This window comes from Rahnella sp. AA, from assembly GCF_002834385.1.
Lineage (GTDB): Bacteria > Pseudomonadota > Gammaproteobacteria > Enterobacterales > Enterobacteriaceae > Rahnella.
This window is the reverse complement of sequence record NZ_PITQ01000001.1, coordinates 440,064-458,021: the sequence shown is the minus strand read 5'-3', so window position 1 is coordinate 458,021 and position 17,958 is coordinate 440,064. Positions and strand designations below refer to the sequence as shown.

At 51.5% G+C, this 17,958-nt stretch carries 13 protein-coding genes; 7 read left to right on the top strand and 6 right to left on the bottom strand.

From position 1 onward, the window contains the following. Positions 1 to 357: 357 nt before the first annotated feature. From lpdA to pdhR, 4 genes are all read right to left on the bottom strand, one after another. Entirely contained in the window at positions 358 to 1,782 is a 1,425-nt protein-coding gene (lpdA, locus tag CWS43_RS02015; RefSeq protein WP_198555755.1) for a dihydrolipoyl dehydrogenase, read from the bottom strand. 213 nt (positions 1,783 to 1,995) lie between these two features. Continuing rightward, the gene (aceF, locus tag CWS43_RS02010; RefSeq protein ID WP_101075189.1) at positions 1,996 to 3,885 is read right to left on the bottom strand and encodes a pyruvate dehydrogenase complex dihydrolipoyllysine-residue acetyltransferase; all 1,890 of its coding nucleotides are present in this window, start codon (positions 3,883 to 3,885) and stop codon (positions 1,996 to 1,998) included. A gap of 13 nt (positions 3,886 to 3,898) precedes the next feature. Then, complete coding sequence (gene aceE, locus CWS43_RS02005) at positions 3,899 to 6,562, bottom strand: pyruvate dehydrogenase (acetyl-transferring), homodimeric type (RefSeq protein WP_101075188.1); 2,664 nt, start codon at positions 6,560 to 6,562, stop codon at positions 3,899 to 3,901. A gap of 163 nt (positions 6,563 to 6,725) precedes the next feature. After that, positions 6,726 to 7,496 (bottom strand): pyruvate dehydrogenase complex transcriptional repressor PdhR, encoded by a 771-nt coding sequence (gene pdhR / locus CWS43_RS02000; RefSeq protein WP_013576986.1) that lies wholly within the window; start codon positions 7,494 to 7,496, stop codon positions 6,726 to 6,728. Between the two features lie 428 nt (positions 7,497 to 7,924). Between pdhR and aroP the strand changes: the two genes are divergently transcribed. From aroP to CWS43_RS01985, 3 genes are all read left to right on the top strand, one after another. Continuing rightward, positions 7,925 to 9,295: an aromatic amino acid transporter AroP gene (gene aroP, locus CWS43_RS01995; protein ID WP_101075187.1), complete on the top strand. Its 1,371-nt coding sequence runs from the start codon at positions 7,925 to 7,927 to the stop codon at positions 9,293 to 9,295. A 218-nt stretch (positions 9,296 to 9,513) separates the two neighbouring features. After that, complete coding sequence (locus CWS43_RS01990; protein ID WP_101075186.1) at positions 9,514 to 10,950, top strand: MFS transporter; 1,437 nt, start codon at positions 9,514 to 9,516, stop codon at positions 10,948 to 10,950. After that, complete coding sequence (locus CWS43_RS01985) at positions 10,943 to 11,923, top strand: family 43 glycosylhydrolase (RefSeq protein ID WP_101075185.1); 981 nt, start codon at positions 10,943 to 10,945, stop codon at positions 11,921 to 11,923. The genes CWS43_RS01990 and CWS43_RS01985 overlap by 8 nt, the downstream gene beginning before the upstream one ends. A gap of 66 nt (positions 11,924 to 11,989) precedes the next feature. Here the strand turns inward: CWS43_RS01985 and ampE are convergent, their stop codons facing one another. Continuing rightward, positions 11,990 to 12,844: a beta-lactamase regulator AmpE gene (ampE, locus tag CWS43_RS01980; protein ID WP_101075184.1), complete on the bottom strand. Its 855-nt coding sequence runs from the start codon at positions 12,842 to 12,844 to the stop codon at positions 11,990 to 11,992. Positions 12,845 to 12,896: 52 nt separating this feature from the next. Then, on the bottom strand, positions 12,897 to 13,469 hold the full coding sequence (ampD, locus tag CWS43_RS01975) for a 1,6-anhydro-N-acetylmuramyl-L-alanine amidase AmpD (RefSeq protein ID WP_101075183.1): 573 nt from the start codon (positions 13,467 to 13,469) through the stop codon (positions 12,897 to 12,899). Between the two features lie 94 nt (positions 13,470 to 13,563). On the opposite strand from ampD, the gene nadC reads away from it, so the two are divergent. The 4 genes from nadC (at position 13,564) to hofC (ending at position 17,906) form a co-directional block, all read left to right on the top strand. After that, positions 13,564 to 14,457 (top strand): carboxylating nicotinate-nucleotide diphosphorylase, encoded by an 894-nt coding sequence (gene nadC / locus CWS43_RS01970; RefSeq protein WP_101075182.1) that lies wholly within the window; start codon positions 13,564 to 13,566, stop codon positions 14,455 to 14,457. A 295-nt stretch (positions 14,458 to 14,752) separates the two neighbouring features. Further along, positions 14,753 to 15,202, top strand: coding sequence for a prepilin peptidase-dependent pilin (ppdD, locus tag CWS43_RS01965; protein ID WP_101075181.1), 450 nt, complete (start codon positions 14,753 to 14,755; stop codon positions 15,200 to 15,202). Further along, on the top strand, positions 15,199 to 16,689 hold the full coding sequence (gene gspE, locus CWS43_RS01960; RefSeq protein ID WP_101075180.1) for a type II secretion system protein GspE: 1,491 nt from the start codon (positions 15,199 to 15,201) through the stop codon (positions 16,687 to 16,689). The genes ppdD and gspE overlap by 4 nt, the downstream gene beginning before the upstream one ends. Further along, on the top strand, positions 16,686 to 17,906 hold the full coding sequence (gene hofC, locus CWS43_RS01955) for a protein transport protein HofC (protein WP_101075179.1): 1,221 nt from the start codon (positions 16,686 to 16,688) through the stop codon (positions 17,904 to 17,906). The genes gspE and hofC overlap by 4 nt, the downstream gene beginning before the upstream one ends. Positions 17,907 to 17,958 lie beyond the last annotated feature (52 nt).

Sequence of the window (17,958 nt, the reverse complement as noted above, 5' to 3'; positions counted from 1 at the left end):
AAGAGGGTTTCTCGATCGTCCTGAACCTGAGCACAGTGCCCTTTAGCGCCGAAGCAGCATAGCAGGATTTTGCCCGCTTGTTAATTCGTTCACATAAAAGCAACATTAAATCTTTGCTGAATCGTTGAGCACAGACGGATCGGCTGTTCATCCCAATTCGCCTTCTAGATCATCACAACAACCATATTGGCACAAGGGAATAAATGGCAGAAAAGGGAGAAAAAAGGCACAAAAAACCGCGTGAAAAACAATCCTAAAGATTGTCTTTGCGAGATGCTTTCCAATATATCGGGCGCCGTTTTTCAGACATAAAAAAACGGCACCTTTCGGCGCCGTTCTCAAACCGTTAAAGCTGAATTATTTCTTTTTCGCTTTAGGGTTTGGCAGGTCAGTAATGCTGCCTTCGTAGATTTCTGCTGCCAGACCCACAGACTCGTGCAGAGTCGGGTGAGCATGGATGGTCAGCGCGATATCTTCTGCATCACAACCCATTTCGATTGCCAGACCAATCTCGCCCAGCAGCTCGCCGCCGTTGGTACCGACAATCGCACCACCGATAACACGGTGAGATTCTTTGTCGAAGATCAGCTTGGTCATACCGTCTGCGCAGTCAGAAGCGATAGCACGGCCTGAAGCTGCCCACGGGAAGGTGGCGGTTTCGTAGCTGATGCCTTTTTCTTTCGCTTCTTTCTCAGTCAGGCCAACCCAGGCAACTTCTGGCTCAGTGTAGGCAATTGACGGAATGACTTTCGGATCGAAGTAGTGTTTTTTGCCGGAGATAACTTCGGCTGCCACGTGACCTTCGTGAACACCTTTGTGCGCCAGCATTGGCTGACCGACGATGTCGCCGATAGCAAAGATGTGCGGCACGTTGGTACGCATCTGTTTGTCGACATGGATGAAACCACGGTCGTCAACTTCGATGCCTGCAGCGCCGGCTTCCAGCAGCTTACCGTTAGGTACGCGGCCGATAGCCACCAGCACGGCGTCATAACGCTGTGGCTCAGATGGCGCTTTTTTACCTTCCATAGTGACGTAAATGCCATCTTCTTTGGCTTCTACAGCAGTCACTTTGGTTTCCAGCATCAGGTTGAATTGCTTGCTGATTTTCTTGGTGAAGACTTTCACCACGTCTTTATCAGCCGCAGGAATGACCTGATCAAACATTTCTACCACGTCAATCTGAGAACCCAGCGCGTGGTAAACGGTGCCCATTTCCAGACCGATGATGCCGCCGCCCATCACGAGCAGACGCTCAGGGACGGTTTTCAGTTCCAGCGCGTCGGTGGAATCCCATACGCGTGGGTCATCATGAGGAATGAATGGCAGTTTGATTGGACGGGAACCCGCCGCAATGATTGCATTGTCGAAAGTGATGGTCGTTGGACCATTTTCGCCTTCAACAACCAGGGTATTCGCACCGGTAAATTTGCCCAAGCCGTTAACGACTTTGACTTTACGGCCTTTCGCCATACCGGCCAGACCACCGGTCAGTTGGTTGATGACTTTTTCTTTCCAGAGACGGACTTTGTCGATATCGGTTTTCGGCTCACCGAAAACAATACCGTGTTCAGCCAGTGCTTTTGCTTCAGAGATCACTTTCGCGACGTGCAGCAGAGCTTTAGAAGGGATACAGCCAACGTTCAGGCACACGCCACCCAGAGTGGAATAACGTTCAACCAGAACGGTTTCAAGACCTAAATCAGCGCAACGGAAAGCAGCAGAATAGCCCGCAGGGCCCGCCCCAAGTACCACGACCTGAGTTTTAATTTCAGTACTCATCATGACCTCTTAATTTATTTCCGGCTGGTCTGACGTTATTTTTATGTCGTAACGCCCATCATCCACCGGGTCGTTTTATCCGCCCGCAGTTTACAAAATTGTTAACAAATTTGAAACAACAAACGGCATACGATTTGTGCCTAGCGCCCGAAAATCCCAAACAACGGCATGAGATTGACCTGCAAAAAGCCGGCCGTTTGGCCGGCTTCTCACTTACATCACCAGACGGCGAATGTCAGACAACACGTTATTGATGATGGTGATAAAGCGCGCACCATCCGCACCGTCGATAACACGGTGGTCGAAGGAGAGCGACATTGGCATCATCAGACGCGGAGCGAACTCTTTACCGTTCCAGACCGGCTCGATGGCTGATTTAGAAACACCCAGGATAGCCACTTCAGGCGCGTTGACGATTGGCGCAAAGTGGGTTGTCCCGATACCACCAAGGCTGGAAATAGTGAAGCAACCGCCCTGCATTTCGCCGGCAGTCAGCTTACCATCACGGGCTTTCTTGGAGATAGCCATCAGTTCACGGGACAGCTCAGCGATGCCTTTCTTGTTCACGTCTTTGAAGACCGGAACAACCAGGCCGTTAGGCGTATCAACCGCAACACCGATATTGATGTATTTTTTCAGCGTCAGTTTCTGGCCATCTTCGGACAGAGAGCTGTTGAAACGTGGCATCTGCTCAAGGGCAGCCGCAACGGCTTTCATGATGAAGACTACCGGGGTGAATTTCACATCCAGCTTGCGCTTCGCAGCTTCGTCATTTTGCTGTTTACGGAACGCTTCCAGCTCAGTGATATCGGTTTTGTCGAAGTGTGTAACGTGCGGGATCATCACCCAGTTACGGCTCAGGTTTGCACCGGAGATTTTCTGGATACGGCCCAGTTCCACTTCTTCGATTTCGCCGAACTTGCTGAAATCAACTTTCGGCCAAGGCAGCATGCCCGGAATACCGCCGCCAGTGGCAGCAGCCGGCGCGGCTTCAGCGCGTTTGACCGCGTCTTTCACGTAAGTCTGAACGTCTTCGCGCAGGATACGACCTTTACGGCCTGTCCCTTTCACTTTCGCCAGATTAACGCCGAATTCACGGGCCAGACGACGGATAACCGGCGTGGCGTGAACATAAGCGTCGTTCTCAGCGAACTCGCCTTTGCTTTCTGCTTTAACAGCAGGTGCAGCAGCTTTTTGTTCCTGTTTCGCAGGGGCAGCAGCTTCTTCTTTCTTCGCCGCCGGAGCAGGCGCAGCGCCTTCAACTTCGAAGACCATGATCAGAGAGCCGGTGCTGACTTTGTCGCCCGCAGCGATTTTGATTTCTTTCACGGTACCCGCGAACGGAGCCGGGACTTCCATTGAAGCTTTGTCGCCTTCAACGGTGATCAGTGATTGTTCAGCACTGATTTTGTCGCCCACTTTAACCATGATTTCAGTGACTTCAACTTCGTCGCCGCCGATATCAGGCACGTTCACTTCTTTGCTGCCGGTTTGTGCAGGAGCCACCGGAGCCGCTTCTGATTTGGCTTCTGCTGCTGCCGGTGCTGCTGCACCAGAACCTGCGACTTCGAAGACCATAATCAGAGAACCGGTGCTGACTTTGTCGCCCGCAGCGATTTTGATTTCTTTGACTTTGCCCGCGAACGGAGCAGGGACTTCCATAGAAGCTTTATCGCCTTCTACGGTGATCAGCGATTGTTCAGCTGACACGGTGTCGCCCACTTTGACCATGATCTCGGTGACTTCAACTTCGTCGCCGCCAATATCTGGCACGTTCACTTCTTTGCTTTCGCTGGAAGCAGGTGCGGCAGCAGCAGGTTTGTCTTCTGCTTTCGCTTCCTGTTTCGCAGGTGCTGCATCAGTAGCACCGTCAGCGGCTTCGAAGATCATGATCAGTTTGCCGGTTTCAACGGTATCGCCGACCGCAACTTTAATTTCTTTGACCACGCCTGCCTGTGGAGAAGGCACTTCCATAGAAGCTTTGTCGCCTTCAACGGTGATCAGCGATTGTTCAACTTCGACTTTATCGCCCACCTTCACCATGATTTCGGTGACTTCCACTGCATCTGCACCGATGTCCGGTACGTTAATTTCAATAGCCATCTGTCTTTACCTCTTATGCCAGACGCGGGTTAACTTTTTCTGGATTGATATCGAATTTCTTAATGGCTTCAGCCACTACAGAAGTTTCGATTTCGCCGCGTTTAGCCAATTCACCCAGCGCAGCAACCACAACGTAGGAAGCATCCACTTCGAAGTGGTGACGCAGGTTTTCGCGGCTGTCTGAACGACCGAAGCCATCCGTACCCAGAACGCGATAATCGCTGGCCGGAACGTAAGTACGAACCTGTTCAGCAAACAGTTTCATGTAGTCAGTAGACGCAACCGCTGGCGCGTCGGTCATCACCTGAGCAATGTACGGAACGCGTGGAGTTTCGGTTGGGTGCAGCATGTTCCAGCGCTCACAGTCCTGACCGTCACGGGCCAGTTCGGTGAAGGAGGTTACACTGTAAACGTCAGAGCCTACGCCGTACTCTTTGGACAGGATTTCAGCCGCTTCACGAACGTGACGCAGGATAGAACCGGAGCCCAGAAGCTGTACTTTACCTTTGCTACCTTCCAGAGTTTCTAACTTGTAGATACCCTTACGGATGCCTTCTTCAGCGCCTTCCGGCATTGCCGGCATGTGGTAGTTTTCGTTCAGCGTAGTGATGTAGTAATAAACGTTTTCCTGCGCGTCGCCGTACATACGAACCAGACCGTCATGCATGATGACAGCAACTTCGTAAGCGTAAGACGGGTCGTAAGAAATACAGTTAGGGATAGTCAGAGACTGAATGTGGCTGTGACCATCTTCGTGCTGCAGACCTTCACCGTTCAGGGTCGTACGACCTGAAGTACCGCCGATCAAGAAGCCACGCGCCTGTTGGTCACCCGCTGCCCAGCACAGGTCGCCGATACGCTGGAAACCAAACATGGAGTAGTAGATGTAGAACGGGATCATTGGCAGATCGTTGGTGCTGTAGGAAGTCGCTGCGGCCAGCCATGAAGACGCGGCACCCAGTTCATTGATACCTTCCTGCAGGATCTGACCTTTCTCGTCTTCTTTATAGTAAGCAACCTGCTCACGGTCCTGCGGGGTGTACTGCTGGCCGTTCGGGCTGTAAATACCAATCTGACGGAACAGACCTTCCATACCGAATGTACGCGCTTCATCGGCGATGATGGGGACCAGACGGTCTTTGATGGAGTCGTTTTTCAGCATCACGTTCAGGGCACGAACGAAAGCGATGGTTGTAGAGATTTCTTTCTTCTGCTCTTCCAGCAGTTGAGCGAAATCAGACAACGCAGGCATTTCCAGCTTCTGTGTGAACTTTGGCAGACGGGTCGGCAGGTAGCCTTTCAGCGCAGCACGACGCTCATGCAGGTATTTGTATTCTGCAGAGTCTTTTTCCAGAGTGATATACGGCAGTTTTTCCAGATTTTCATCGGAAACTGGCACGCTGAAACGATCACGGATATAGCGCACGCCATCCATGTTCATTTTCTTCACCTGGTGCGCAATGTTTTTACCTTCGGCCGCATCACCCATGCCATAACCTTTGATGGTATGCGCAAGGATTACGGTAGGCTGGCCTTTGGTGTTCTGTGCTTTGCTCAGCGCTGCAAAGACTTTCTTCGGATCATGACCACCACGGTTCAGTGCCCAGATTTCGTCGTCGGTCATGTCTTTGACCAGAGCAGCGGTTTCAGGGTAACGACCGAAGAAGTGTTCACGAACGTATTTACCGTCACGGGATTTGAAGGTCTGGTAGTCGCCGTCCACGGTTTCGTTCATCAGTTGGATCAGTTTGCCGCTGGTATCTTTACGCAGCAGAGCATCCCAACGATCGCCCCAAATCACTTTGATCACGTTCCAGCCAGCGCCTGCAAAGATGCCGTCCAGTTCGTTGATGATTTTGCCGTTGCCGGTCACCGGGCCATCAAGACGCTGCAAGTTACAGTTGATGATGAAGCACAGGTTGTCCAGTTTCTCACGGGTCGCGATGGTGATCGCCCCTTTGGATTCTGGTTCGTCCATTTCACCGTCGCCCAGGAACGCGTAAACACGCTGCGCGGAGGTGTCTTTCAGACCGCGGTGTTCCAGGTACTTCAGGAATTTAGCCTGATAGATTGCACCGATCGGACCCAGACCCATGGAAACGGTCGGGAACTGCCAGAATTCAGGCATCAGTTTAGGGTGCGGATAAGAAGACAGACCTTTACCGTGAACTTCCTGACGGAAATTGTTCATCTGGTCTTCGGTCAGGCGGCCTTCAAGGAAAGCACGCGCGTACACGCCCGGAGAGATGTGGCCCTGGAAGTACACCAGATCGCCGCCGTCATTCTCATTACGCGCACGGAAGAAGTGGTTGAAGCAAACTTCATACACGGTCGCAGAAGACTGGAAGGAAGCCATATGACCGCCCAGTTCCAGGTCTTTCTTAGAGGCGTGCAGAACGGTCATGATCGCATTCCAGCGGATTGCGGTACGAATATTACGTTCCAGCTCCAGGTTACCCGGGTATTGCGGTTCGTCTTCAACAGCGATGGTATTGACGTAGTTACGGCTGGCTGCACCAGCAGCGACGCTTACGCCGCCCTTGCGCGCTTCACTCAGAACCTGATCGATCAGGAACTGTGCACGCTCAACACCTTCTTCACGGATGACCGATTCGATCGCTTGTAGCCAGTCGCGAGTTTCGATCGGATCCACGTCATTATTTACACGTTCTGACATGGTGCTTTTCCTTATCTGTATCTAATACGTTGGTTTATCTGGAGCCTGTCTTCCTGCGCTCTTTCTACAACACTCTTCGTCACGAACAAAACGCACGAAGACAGGCCCGTCATGTAGTTGCCGTGAGCCCTCAAATGAAGGCTCTAAAAATTAATCCCGAAGGTTAACTTTCATCTTTTCGTTGCTGGAGCCGTCGTAAAGACCGATCCCGCCGGGTGTGTTCCCGGCTGAGATCCAGCAAAACTTCTTCAATGAACGCCAGGTGACGGTGTGATGCGGCACGCGCTATTTCTGGTTCCCGTGCAACAATCGCCTCGAAAATACTGGCGCGGTGGTTGCTTACCGTGGCCAGCATTTCCCGGCGTGAGTAAAGCAATTCAAAGTTCTGTCGAACGTTCTTCTCAAGCATCGGTCCCATACAACGGACCAGATGCAGCAGCACCACATTATGCGCTGCTTCTGTTACAGCGACCTGATACTGCATAACCGCATCGGCTTCTGCGTCCAGATCTCCGCTGTCTTGTGCGGTCTGAATGACCACATGGCAATCGCGAATACGCTGCAAATCTTCCTCTGTGCCACGAAGCGCCGCGTAATACGCAGCGATCCCTTCAAGGGCATGTCGTGTTTCAAGGAGATCGAATTGTGATTCAGGATGGTCGGCCAGTAACTCAGCCAGCGGGTCACTCACGCTTTGCCACAGATTACTTTGGACGAAAGTACCACCACCCTGGCGGCGCAGGAGTAGTCCCTTCCCTTCGAGGCTTTGGATTGCCTCACGCAGAGAAGGTCGCGAAACATCAAACTGTTTGGCCAGTTCGCGTTCTGGCGGAAGCTTTTCCCCGGGTCTCAAGGTGCCTTCGAGGATCAGGAACTCAAGTTGCTGCTCGATCACATCGGATAACTTAGGCTGTCGGATTTTGCTGTAAGCCATATCTGTGCTGTTCTCTGCGAGTAGCGACTCTGTAAGTTGCCGGAGTCAATTGGTAATACCAATTTAAAAAACGTGGCCGTAAAGTAACAAAGTATTCACCTTGTGTCCATATGGCTACCCAGTAAATGCGTCGACCCCGCACATTTTAACAAATTCTTATCATCTCTCGATTTTTCTCTGCGTCAGATCACATTTTTTAGATCCTGAACAAATTTCCAGCCAATTTGGCTATTTGTTATGCAGATGACGCATAAACCCCGTGCAAACTTTTGCGCATAACATTATTCTTGCCCGAACGGTAGATGATGCTGATTTTTAGGCACAATTCAGCCGTAAATAATTAGATACAAAAAGTGTAATTATCGCCTTACATCCTGCCTAACATACAGAATGTTATGGCTTTTGCCCCAATGACAGAGGACAGGTAAATGGTTGATCAACAAAAAGGCGAAGAGCTGAAGCGCGGCCTGAAAAACCGTCATATTCAGTTGATCGCGCTGGGGGGGGCTGTCGGAACAGGTCTGTTTCTGGGCAGCGCCTCCGTCATCCAGTCCGCGGGCCCTGGGATTATTCTTGGCTACGCTATCGCTGGATTTATTGCATTTTTAATTATGCGTCAGTTGGGTGAAATGGTGGTTGAAGAGCCGGTCGCCGGGTCATTCAGCCATTTTGCCTATAAATACTGGGGCGGATTTGCCGGTTTTGCTTCCGGCTGGAATTACTGGGTGCTTTACGTTCTGGTCGCGATGGCTGAACTGACAGCAGTCGGTAAGTACATTCAGTTCTGGTGGCCGGAGATCCCAACCTGGGCTTCAGCGGCCGTTTTCTTTGTGGTGATTAACGCCATCAACCTGACCAACGTAAAAGTGTTCGGGGAAATGGAGTTTTGGTTTGCGATCATTAAAGTGGTTGCCGTTGTCGCCATGATTCTGTTCGGCGGATGGTTACTGTTTAGTGACACCGCAGGCCCGCAGGCCACAGTTCGTAACCTGTGGGAACAAGGCGGTTTCCTGCCTCACGGAATGACCGGGCTGGTGATGATGATGGCTATCATCATGTTCTCGTTCGGTGGTCTTGAGCTGGTCGGTATTACTGCAGCAGAAGCGGATAATCCTGAAGTCAGCATTCCGAAAGCAACCAACCAGGTTATCTACCGCATCCTGATTTTCTATGTGGGCTCACTGGCGGTTCTGCTTTCGCTGATGCCATGGACCCGCGTCGGGCCAGACACCAGCCCGTTTGTTCTGATTTTCCATGATCTGGGTGATGCGCTGGTCGCCAACGCTCTTAACGTGGTTATCCTGACAGCGGCATTGTCGGTTTATAACAGCTGCGTTTACTGCAACAGCCGCATGCTGTTTGGTCTGGCTCAGCAAGGCAACGCGCCAAAAGCCTTGCTCAATGTCGACAAGCGCGGCGTTCCGGTGGCATCAATCCTCGTGTCTGCCGTGACCACTGCACTTTGCGTACTGATTAACTACCTGATGCCGGGCGAAGCTTTCGGCCTGCTGATGGCGCTGGTGGTTTCCGCACTGGTAATCAACTGGGCGATGATCAGCCTCGCACACATCAAATTCCGTCAGGCGAAACGTCGTGAGGGTGTGGAAACCAAGTTCAAAGCGCTGCTTTATCCGCTGGGCAACTACATCTGCCTGCTGTTCATGGCCGCAATCCTGGTGATTATGGCGATCACGCCGGGCATGGCGATTTCCGTCTGGCTGATCCCTGTCTGGCTGGTCATTCTTGGTGTGGGTTACTGGATCAAAAATCAGCAAAACGGAAAATCGGTCAACGCATAATCTTCCGATTTTAAACCGCTAAAAACGTAAAGCGCCCCGGCTAAGTTTCACTTACCGGGGCGCTTTGTTATATGCGTCACAGTTTGTCCGACATGACCAAATCGTCCATCTTCATGACTCTTACCTCCTGACTCCTCTTCGCCTCTCCAGCCAATACTCAACGCTATCAAACAGTTTTTTAACAACTCACCTTTTCAACCAATAGCCGGAGAACATCCATGAAGGAAGGCGCGCTGTCGTTCAAAGAGAAAGTAGCGTACGGAATGGGAGATGCGGGCTGCAATATGATTGGCGGTGCCATCATGCTGTTTCTCAATTATTTCTATACCGACGTGTTCGGCCTGGCACCCGCGCTGGTCGGCGTACTGTTGCTGTCGGTGCGCATTATCGACGCCGTCACCGACCCGATAATGGGGGCAATTGCTGACCGCACCACCACCCGCTGGGGCCGGTTCCGCCCGTATCTGTTATGGATATCGGTGCCCTACGTTCTGTTTAGCGTGCTGATGTTTACCACGCCAGAGTGGAGCTACAACAGCAAAGTTATCTATGCTTTTGTCACTTATTTTCTGATGTCGCTGACCTATACTGCCATCAACATTCCGTATTGCTCGCTCGGCGGCGTGATTACCGCCGACCCGCACGAGCGCGTCGCATGCCAGTCTTATCGCTTCTTTATGGTCGGTATTGCCACACTGATTTTGTCATCCACCCTGCTGCCCATGGCCGATTTCTTTGGGGGGGCGGACAAAGCCAAAGGCTACCAGATGTCTATGGGCGTCATGGCGATCATCGCACTGTTTATGTTCCTGTTCTGCTTCAGCTCAGTGAAAGAACGCATCCAGCCTGCCGTACCGTCCAAACACGCCTTAAAATCTGACCTGAAAGATGTATGGAAAAACGACCAGTGGGTTCGCATTCTGCTGCTGACTTTTTGCAACGTCTGCCCCGGCTTTATCCGCATGGCGGCCACCATGTATTACGTTACCTGGGTGATGGAAAAATCGACGTCATTCGCCAGTATGTTTATCAGCCTCGGCGTGGTCGGCATGATGATTGGCAGTGCGCTGGCGAAACCGCTGACGGACAAATACTGCAAACTGAAAGTCTTCTTCTGGGCCAATATCATTCTGACCATTTTCTCCTGCGGATTCTATTTCCTCGACCCGCACGCCACCACGCTTATCCTGATTGCTTACTTTGTTCTGAACATCATGCATCAGCTCCCTTCCCCGCTGCACTGGTCGCTGATGGCCGACGTGGATGACTATGGTGAATGGAAAACTGGTAAACGCGTCACCGGGATCAGCTTCTCCGGCAACCTGTTCTTCCTCAAATGCGGGCTGGCCGTGGCCGGTGCGATGGTCGGATTCCTGCTCTCCGCTTACGGCTACAACGCCGGTGCGGCGCAGCAAAGTGACCATGCAATCAACGGGATTGTGCTGCTGTTTACCGTTATTCCCGGCGTCGGTTATCTCATTACGGCGGGGGTTGTACGCTTACTGAAAGTGGATCGTGAAACCATGCGGACGATTCAGGCTGACCTGGAAATTCGCCGCCGCAACTACCGCGAACTCAATGAATATCATGATGAAAAACAGGCGCAGGAGCCTGCCTCTGCCCCCCTTCACAGCAAGGAGCTGAAACATGAGTAATTACCCGAATCCGCTGATCGAACAGCGCGCGGATCCTCATATCTGGCTGCACAGCGATGGCCACTATTACTTTATTGCCTCGGTTCCGGAATATGACCGGCTCGAAATCCGGCGTTCGTCAACGCTGACGGGGCTGGCCGACGCACCTGCCACTGTGGTCTGGCATAAACCCGATGCCGGCCCGATGAGCGCACTGATTTGGGCGCCTGAACTGCATTTCATCGGCGGTAAATGGGTTATTTATTACGCGGCTGCGCCTTCACAGGACATCGTTGATGGCTTATTCCAGCACCGAATGTATGCGCTGGTGTGTGAAGATGCCGATCCACTGTCAGGGGAATGGGTGGAGAAAGGCCGGATTCAGACGCCAATCGACAGTTTCTCGCTTGATGCAACGCACTTTGAACATCAGGGAAAAAGCTATTATCTGTGGGCGCAAAAAGACCCGGCTATTCGGGGTAACTCTAATTTGTACATTGCCGAAATGGAGGATCCGTGGACGCTGAAATCACCGCCCGTCATGCTCAGCAAACCTGAACTGGACTGGGAAATTATCGGCTTTTGGGTAAATGAAGGCCCGGCAGTGATTAAGCACGGCGATAAGATTTTCATTACTTATTCCGCCAGCGCGACCGATGAAAATTACTGTATCGGGCTGCTCTCGGCAGACACCGGCAGCAATCTGCTCGACGCAGCTGCGTGGCATAAATCGCCACGACCGGTATTCACCACACATAAGCAGAACAGGCAGTTTGGCCCCGGTCACAACAGCTTTACGCGCAACGAACAGGGCGAAGACGTGCTGGTTTACCATGCCCGAAATTACACTGAAATTGAGGGCGACCCGCTGTATGACCCGAACCGTCATACCCGGATTAAAACCTTCGTCTGGGGCGAAAACGGGCTACCGGATTTTGGTGTTCCCGGGCCAGATAACCGCCCGCTGACGTTGCAGAAAAACACTGTGCAATAAAAAACAAAAAGCCCGGCAACAGAAATGTGCCGGGCTTTTCAATTTTCACTTCGCGATAATCACGTCTTAAATCAGTGCGCCGTAAATCGTCAAAAGTGCCACAACGACCAGAATAATCATGGTGACTTTACGTGCCAGACTTACTGCGGCGCGAGGCGTTTGTACGGGATCCAAATGCGGATCACGCGCCAGAGAGAACTGTGCAAGCCGCGTCAGCACCTGATATTGCGAAGAATGAATATCACCCAATGACGCAAACCACGCCGGTAAGGCTTTTTCGCCGTGCCCGAGCAGTGCATACGCCGCACCGGCAAGGCGAACAGGGATCCAGTCAAGAACATGCAGCAGGCTGTCGACACCGGACTGTGAGCGTTTGAGCGGCGTCATGTGACGCGCCAGCCATGTCTGGTAGCCACGCAGAACGGCATATCCGCCCAGCGCGACAGGCCCAAACGGGCCACAGACCACAAACCAAAACAGTGGCCCCAGATAGTAACGGTAGTTGATCCACAAGAGCGCGTTTTGCAGTTCTCTCAAACGAGCTTCTTCCGTGCAATCACTCGGTAATCCGTGGATCAGCGCCAGCTCTTCCGCCATTTCTTTACAGGCATCCGTATCCCCCTGACGGGCTGATTTAAGATAGGCACGGTAATGCTTACGTTTGATCCCGGCGCCAATGCACAGCAGGCACAAAATCACCCAGATAACGAGGGACGGTACACCAAAAAACGCCCCGTGCAGGGCTCGCAGAATGCCCCAAATAACGGCCATCCAGACAATCATGATCGCCAGCGTTTTGACTAAAGAAGTCTGCCGCCCGCGGCGGAATATGATCTCAAACCGATGATCCAACTGCCAGTGCTCACCCAGTTTGAACAATCGTTCCCAGGCCAGTACCAGCAGCAAAGTAAATAACGTCATCGCCTATCACTCTCTCTACATATTCTTAAAACAATAACCGGCGACCTTTCACTCACTGGTCAGAGGGTTCATTTTGCCCTACCGGCGATGCTAACAGCTTGCGATAAAATGCCCAGTCGAACTCAGGGCCGGGATCGGTTTTGCGCCCAGGAGCAATATCGCTGTGCCCGGTAATGGCATCCAGACTAATCGGATAGTGCTTAATTAACAAGCGGGTAACCTCCGCAAGGCTGTAATACTGCGCCTCAGTAAAAGGCACAAAATCGGTGCCTTCCAGCTCAATACCAATCGAGAAATCATTGCAGCGTTCACGCCCGCCCCATGTCGAAACTCCGGCATGCCAGGCGCGTTTATCAAACGGAACATACTGAACAATTTCGCCATCCCGGCGAATCAGGCAATGTGCCGCCACACGCAACTGGTGGATCCCTTCAAAGTAAGGATCATCCTGCGGATCCAGCATGCCGGTAAATAGTTGATCAATATAAGGGCCACCGAACTTTCCGGGCGGCAGGCTGATGTTATGGATAACCAGCAAAGACGGGATCTCATCGTCAGGGCGGAGATCAAAATGGGGGGAAACAACCTGCCGTGCTCCGGCAATCCAGCCATGTTCTAAGTGCATCAAAGGCCTCAATGATGTGCTTGTGTGGTACTTATCACAGCAACAGGGTAGCATGTTTTTTTGTCCTTCTTATCCGCCATTTCGGAGTATTTGTATGTCCACACGCAGCTACAGCCCTGAAAGTCGCCGCGCACAGTTACTCGAACGTATTCAGCATGATATCCCTGCCACTGTCACTCAGGCGCTTGGCGAAGACCTCGGGGGCGAGGCCAACGCCAACAATGACTTAACCGCACAACTTCTGCCGCAGGATAAAGAAGCGAACGCGACGATCATCACCCGTGAAGCCGGTATTTTTTGCGGCCAGCGCTGGCTGGATGAAGTCTTCCACCAACTGGCCGGTGATAAAGTTTCGGTAAAATGGCACGTCAAAGACGGCGACGTCGTTTCTGAAAATCAGAAATTGTGTGAACTGACCGGTTCTGCCCGCATGCTGCTGACTGGCGAACGCACCGCACTGAATTTCGTCCAGACGCTTTCAGGTGTCGCTACCGAAGTAAATCACTATGTGAAAATCCTAGAAGGCACCCAAACCCGGCTGCTGGATACGCGAAAAACCTTACCGGGGCTGCGTACGGCGCTGAAATATGCCGTCCTGTGCGGTGGCGGAAGCAATCACCGTCTTGGCCTGGCCGATGCATTTCTTATCAAAGAAAACCACATTATTGCCTGCGGCTCGATTAAAGCTGCTGTAGAACGCGCATTGTGGATCCACGCGGATGTTCCTGTTGAAGTAGAAGTGGAATCACTCGACGAACTCCAGCAGGCGCTGGATGCCAGCGCTGATATTATCATGCTCGACAACTTCACCGTCCCTATGATGCGTGAAGGCGTTGCTCTGACCGCAGGCCGCGCTCTGCTTGAAGTCTCCGGAAACGTTACAGAAAAAACACTGCGTGAATTCGCTGAAACGGGCGTGGATTACATTTCCGTAGGCGCACTGACCAAGCATGTCCGCGCAATGGATCTCTCAATGCGTTTTAGCTGATCACATTTCTGCGCTATTGCCCCTGAACTCCATTTCGGGGGCAACACGACTTCTTTCCGGTCTATTTCATCTTGCCGAGCTACCCTCCCACTCATCACTTCTGACCGCCAGCCTCTTTTGCATTGACCTTTCATTGCTGCGAGACATGCCGCAAAAATTTTGACGTGCTTGCCGTCTCCGGTAAAGACCGTGGAAGGCATAATGGAAAACTCATCAAAGGCGCTGGAAGAAAATTTCTTCCCCATTTAGTTTGCTGCCGAGCAACAAACACGCAGCCCTATAAATGGAGAACGCCATGCACCGGCAACAAGGATTTACCCTCATTGAACTGATGGTCGTGATCGCGATTATTGCGATCCTAAGCGCCATCGGTATCCCCGCCTATCAAAGCTATATCCAGAAAGCAGCGATGACCGACATGCTGCAAGCGATGGTGCCCTACAAAACTGGTGTCGAATTATGTGTGATCGATGCGGGGGCGTTGACAGGTTGCAACGCCGGGAGTCAGGGGATCCCGGCTGCTGCCACCAGCCGTTACGTCAGCCTGATACAAGTGAACTCAGGTGTTATTTCACTCACCGGCCAGCAGGCGTTGAGTGGCCTGATGGTGTTGATGACACCGGTTCTCGACAATCAGGCAGGCGGCATTATCTGGAGCCGAAATTGTACAAACGCCAGCAATACGTCAATGGTCGAAGCCTGTGAAAGCGTTTTCCGCTTTGATACCTCAGGGGCGCCAAAATGAGTGATATGCCACTTAACCCTTTTGCACAAAAAGGGCTGCAGAATGAAGACGCACTCGAAGCACTTTGCCAGCGCTACAAAGCCGTTATCTTGCATCGAGACAGCCAGACAATTCATGTTGCCTGTCACGAAGCGGAACCAGAAACGGAAGCGTTAGGCAACATGCTGCGTTTTGCCACTGGCCTTAAAGTTCAGCTCGAACGCTGGCCACAAGCACGTCTGGAACAAGTCATAGAAAAAGGGAGCCCGCAGGTAAAGGAGCAAATATCAGCAGAAACCTCCCAGGTATCTTCAGGAATTGACGCTAATAATGAGCTGAGTGACCAAAGCGATGCCCCCGTGATTAACATTCTCAATCAGATATTGAGACAGGCGATCCTCCGCAGGGCTTCTGACATACATTTTGAGCCTTACGAACACAGTTTTAGGGTACGAATACGGATTGATGGAGTCTTGCAGGAACTATCTGGCCCTGAATTTTCAATGGCTCCCAGCGTGTGCGCGCGGCTGAAAATTATGGGGCAACTCAACGTTGCTGAACGCAGATTGCCGCAAGATGGGCAGCTTTCGGTCATGCTGCAAAATCAACGTTATTCAATGCGTGTTTCCTCCCTGCCCACACTGCATGGAGAAAAAATAGTATTGCGCATTTTGCACATGGCTCAGCAAGATCTGCCAATGTCACAGTTGGGATTTACGCTGAGGGATTTGGAATATTTCAGAGCTGCACTCAAACACCCGCAAGGGCTGATTCTGGTCACCGGTCCGACAGGGAGTGGGAAAACGGTGACACTTTACAGTGGATTACGAGACCTGAATGCCATTTCTCGCAATATTTGCAGTGTGGAGGATCCTGTCGAAATTCCAGTTAGCGGTATCAATCAAACTCAAATCAACAGCAAAACAGATCTCAGCTTTGCCAGTGTGCTGCGCGCAATGCTACGACAGGATCCCGATGTAATTATGGTCGGTGAGATTAGGGATAAAGAGACTGCGGAAATCGCGGTGAAAGCAGCCCAAACCGGGCATCTGGTACTTTCAACGTTGCATACTAATTCGACTTGCGAAACGCTGATCCGGCTTCGGCAAATGGGCATTGAAGGCTTTCACATCGCAGCCAGTTTGCGTCTTGTGATTGCTCAACGTCTGGTGCGTAAACTCTGCCCGCATTGCAGGAAGCCGCATATCTCACTGGTTGAAAAAACGCCCGATGGTCAGGGCGGACATATGCAACTGTGGCTCCCTTCAGGCTGCCACCAATGTTTTTCCGGCTATTACGGCCGAATCGGAATTTATGAAATCCTGAACGTCACTCCGCGCTTACAGCAGGCACTGGTGGCAGAGGCAAATGTTAATGAACTTAGCAAAATAGCCCGGGAGCAAGGGCAAAAAACCTTGCAGGAAGCGGGGATGCTACTGGTGGAACAAGGAATCACATCTCTTGAGGAACTCTATCGTGTCACCGGTGAAGAAGGTGCTGGTGCATGAAAGAAGCGACAGCACTTTCTTACAAATGGCGGCTTTACCAGTGGCAGGCTATTGACCCCTCCGGGTGCATCCAGCAAGGCAACATCATTGAGCAGAATAAAAAAAACATTTATCAGGAGCTTTTTACTGCGGGTTTACAACCGCTAAACATCCGGATGAAGCAACGTCTGACAAAACGCTTCTGGAAAAACCAGGAGCGCGTGGCCTTTGTCAGACAACTTTCAACACTCTTACAGGCGGGCCTGCCGCTGGTTAATAGTTTGACGTTACTGGCGAATGAGCACTCAAAACCGGCATGGCATTGCGTATTGTCAAATATCGCCAAAGGAGTCAGGGAAGGGAAACCTTTATCAGAGATGATTTTGGTTTATCCGGACGTTTTCCCAGATATCTACCCACAAATAATTTCAATTGGTGAACTGACCGGTCAGCTGGACAAGTGCTGTTTACAGCTGGCAACCCAGCAGGAACAACAGATGGCGCTTAGGGTAAAAGTGAAAAAGGCACTGCGTTATCCGCTAATCGTCAGCGTCATAGCCACAATAGTTACTCTGTTGATGCTGACTTTAGTTCTGCCTGAATTTGCTAAAATCTATGCTTCTTTTGATGCCGAACTTCCCTGGTTTACACGCATGCTGATTAACACATCCGATGTTCTAATTCACATTGGCCCATGGCTGGCAGGAATTGTGTCGCTCTGCTGTTTTGGCTATTTGCGAAAACTACATCCGCACCCGCGTTGGAAACTGCGTGAACAAATGTTATTACTCAGATTACCACTGGCTTCACGACTGGTTACAGACAGTTGCCTCAGCCAGATCTTTCAGACACTGGCAATGACACAACAGGCAGGAATGACATTGATTTCAGGCCTGGCCGCAGCATCTTCTTCAATCTCCAATCTTCATTTTCAAGCATCCCTGATCCAGATACGTGAGCAAATTATGCAAGGAGTCCCTTTGCATAAAGCCTTTACCGGATCCCCCAGATTCCCGGCTTTGTGTCATCAACTGATAAAAATAGGTGAAGAGTCAGGTTCTTTGGATGATCTGATGCTCAAGCTTGCACATTTGCATAATGAAAAAGCCAATTCGCTGGCGGATACGTTATCTCAGACGATTGAGCCGGTACTGATGGCGGTAATGGGGGTAATTGTTGGCGGGCTAGTCATTGCGATGTATTTGCCCATTTTTCAGCTGGGCTCAGTAATGGGATGACGGTGGCGCGGGCAAAATAAAGGCGGCGAAAATACGTTCCGCCGCGGGTCAT

Coding starts and splice junctions, on each gene's coding strand:
- nadC (WP_101075182.1), top strand. CDS start 13,564: ATGTCCACACGCAGCTACAGCCCTGAAAGTCGCCGCGCACAGTTACTC.
- ampE (WP_101075184.1), bottom strand. CDS start 12,844: ATGACGTTATTTACTTTGCTGCTGGTACTGGCCTGGGAACGATTGTTC.
- lpdA (WP_198555755.1), bottom strand. CDS start 1,782: ATGAGTACTGAAATTAAAACTCAGGTCGTGGTACTTGGGGCGGGCCCT.
- hofC (WP_101075179.1), top strand. CDS start 16,686: ATGAAAGAAGCGACAGCACTTTCTTACAAATGGCGGCTTTACCAGTGG.
- pdhR (WP_013576986.1), bottom strand. CDS start 7,496: ATGGCTTACAGCAAAATCCGACAGCCTAAGTTATCCGATGTGATCGAG.
- aceF (WP_101075189.1), bottom strand. CDS start 3,885: ATGGCTATTGAAATTAACGTACCGGACATCGGTGCAGATGCAGTGGAA.
- CWS43_RS01985 (WP_101075185.1), top strand. CDS start 10,943: ATGAGTAATTACCCGAATCCGCTGATCGAACAGCGCGCGGATCCTCAT.
- gspE (WP_101075180.1), top strand. CDS start 15,199: ATGAGTGATATGCCACTTAACCCTTTTGCACAAAAAGGGCTGCAGAAT.
- aceE (WP_101075188.1), bottom strand. CDS start 6,562: ATGTCAGAACGTGTAAATAATGACGTGGATCCGATCGAAACTCGCGAC.
- aroP (WP_101075187.1), top strand. CDS start 7,925: ATGGTTGATCAACAAAAAGGCGAAGAGCTGAAGCGCGGCCTGAAAAAC.
- CWS43_RS01990 (WP_101075186.1), top strand. CDS start 9,514: ATGAAGGAAGGCGCGCTGTCGTTCAAAGAGAAAGTAGCGTACGGAATG.
- ampD (WP_101075183.1), bottom strand. CDS start 13,469: ATGCACTTAGAACATGGCTGGATTGCCGGAGCACGGCAGGTTGTTTCC.
- ppdD (WP_101075181.1), top strand. CDS start 14,753: ATGCACCGGCAACAAGGATTTACCCTCATTGAACTGATGGTCGTGATC.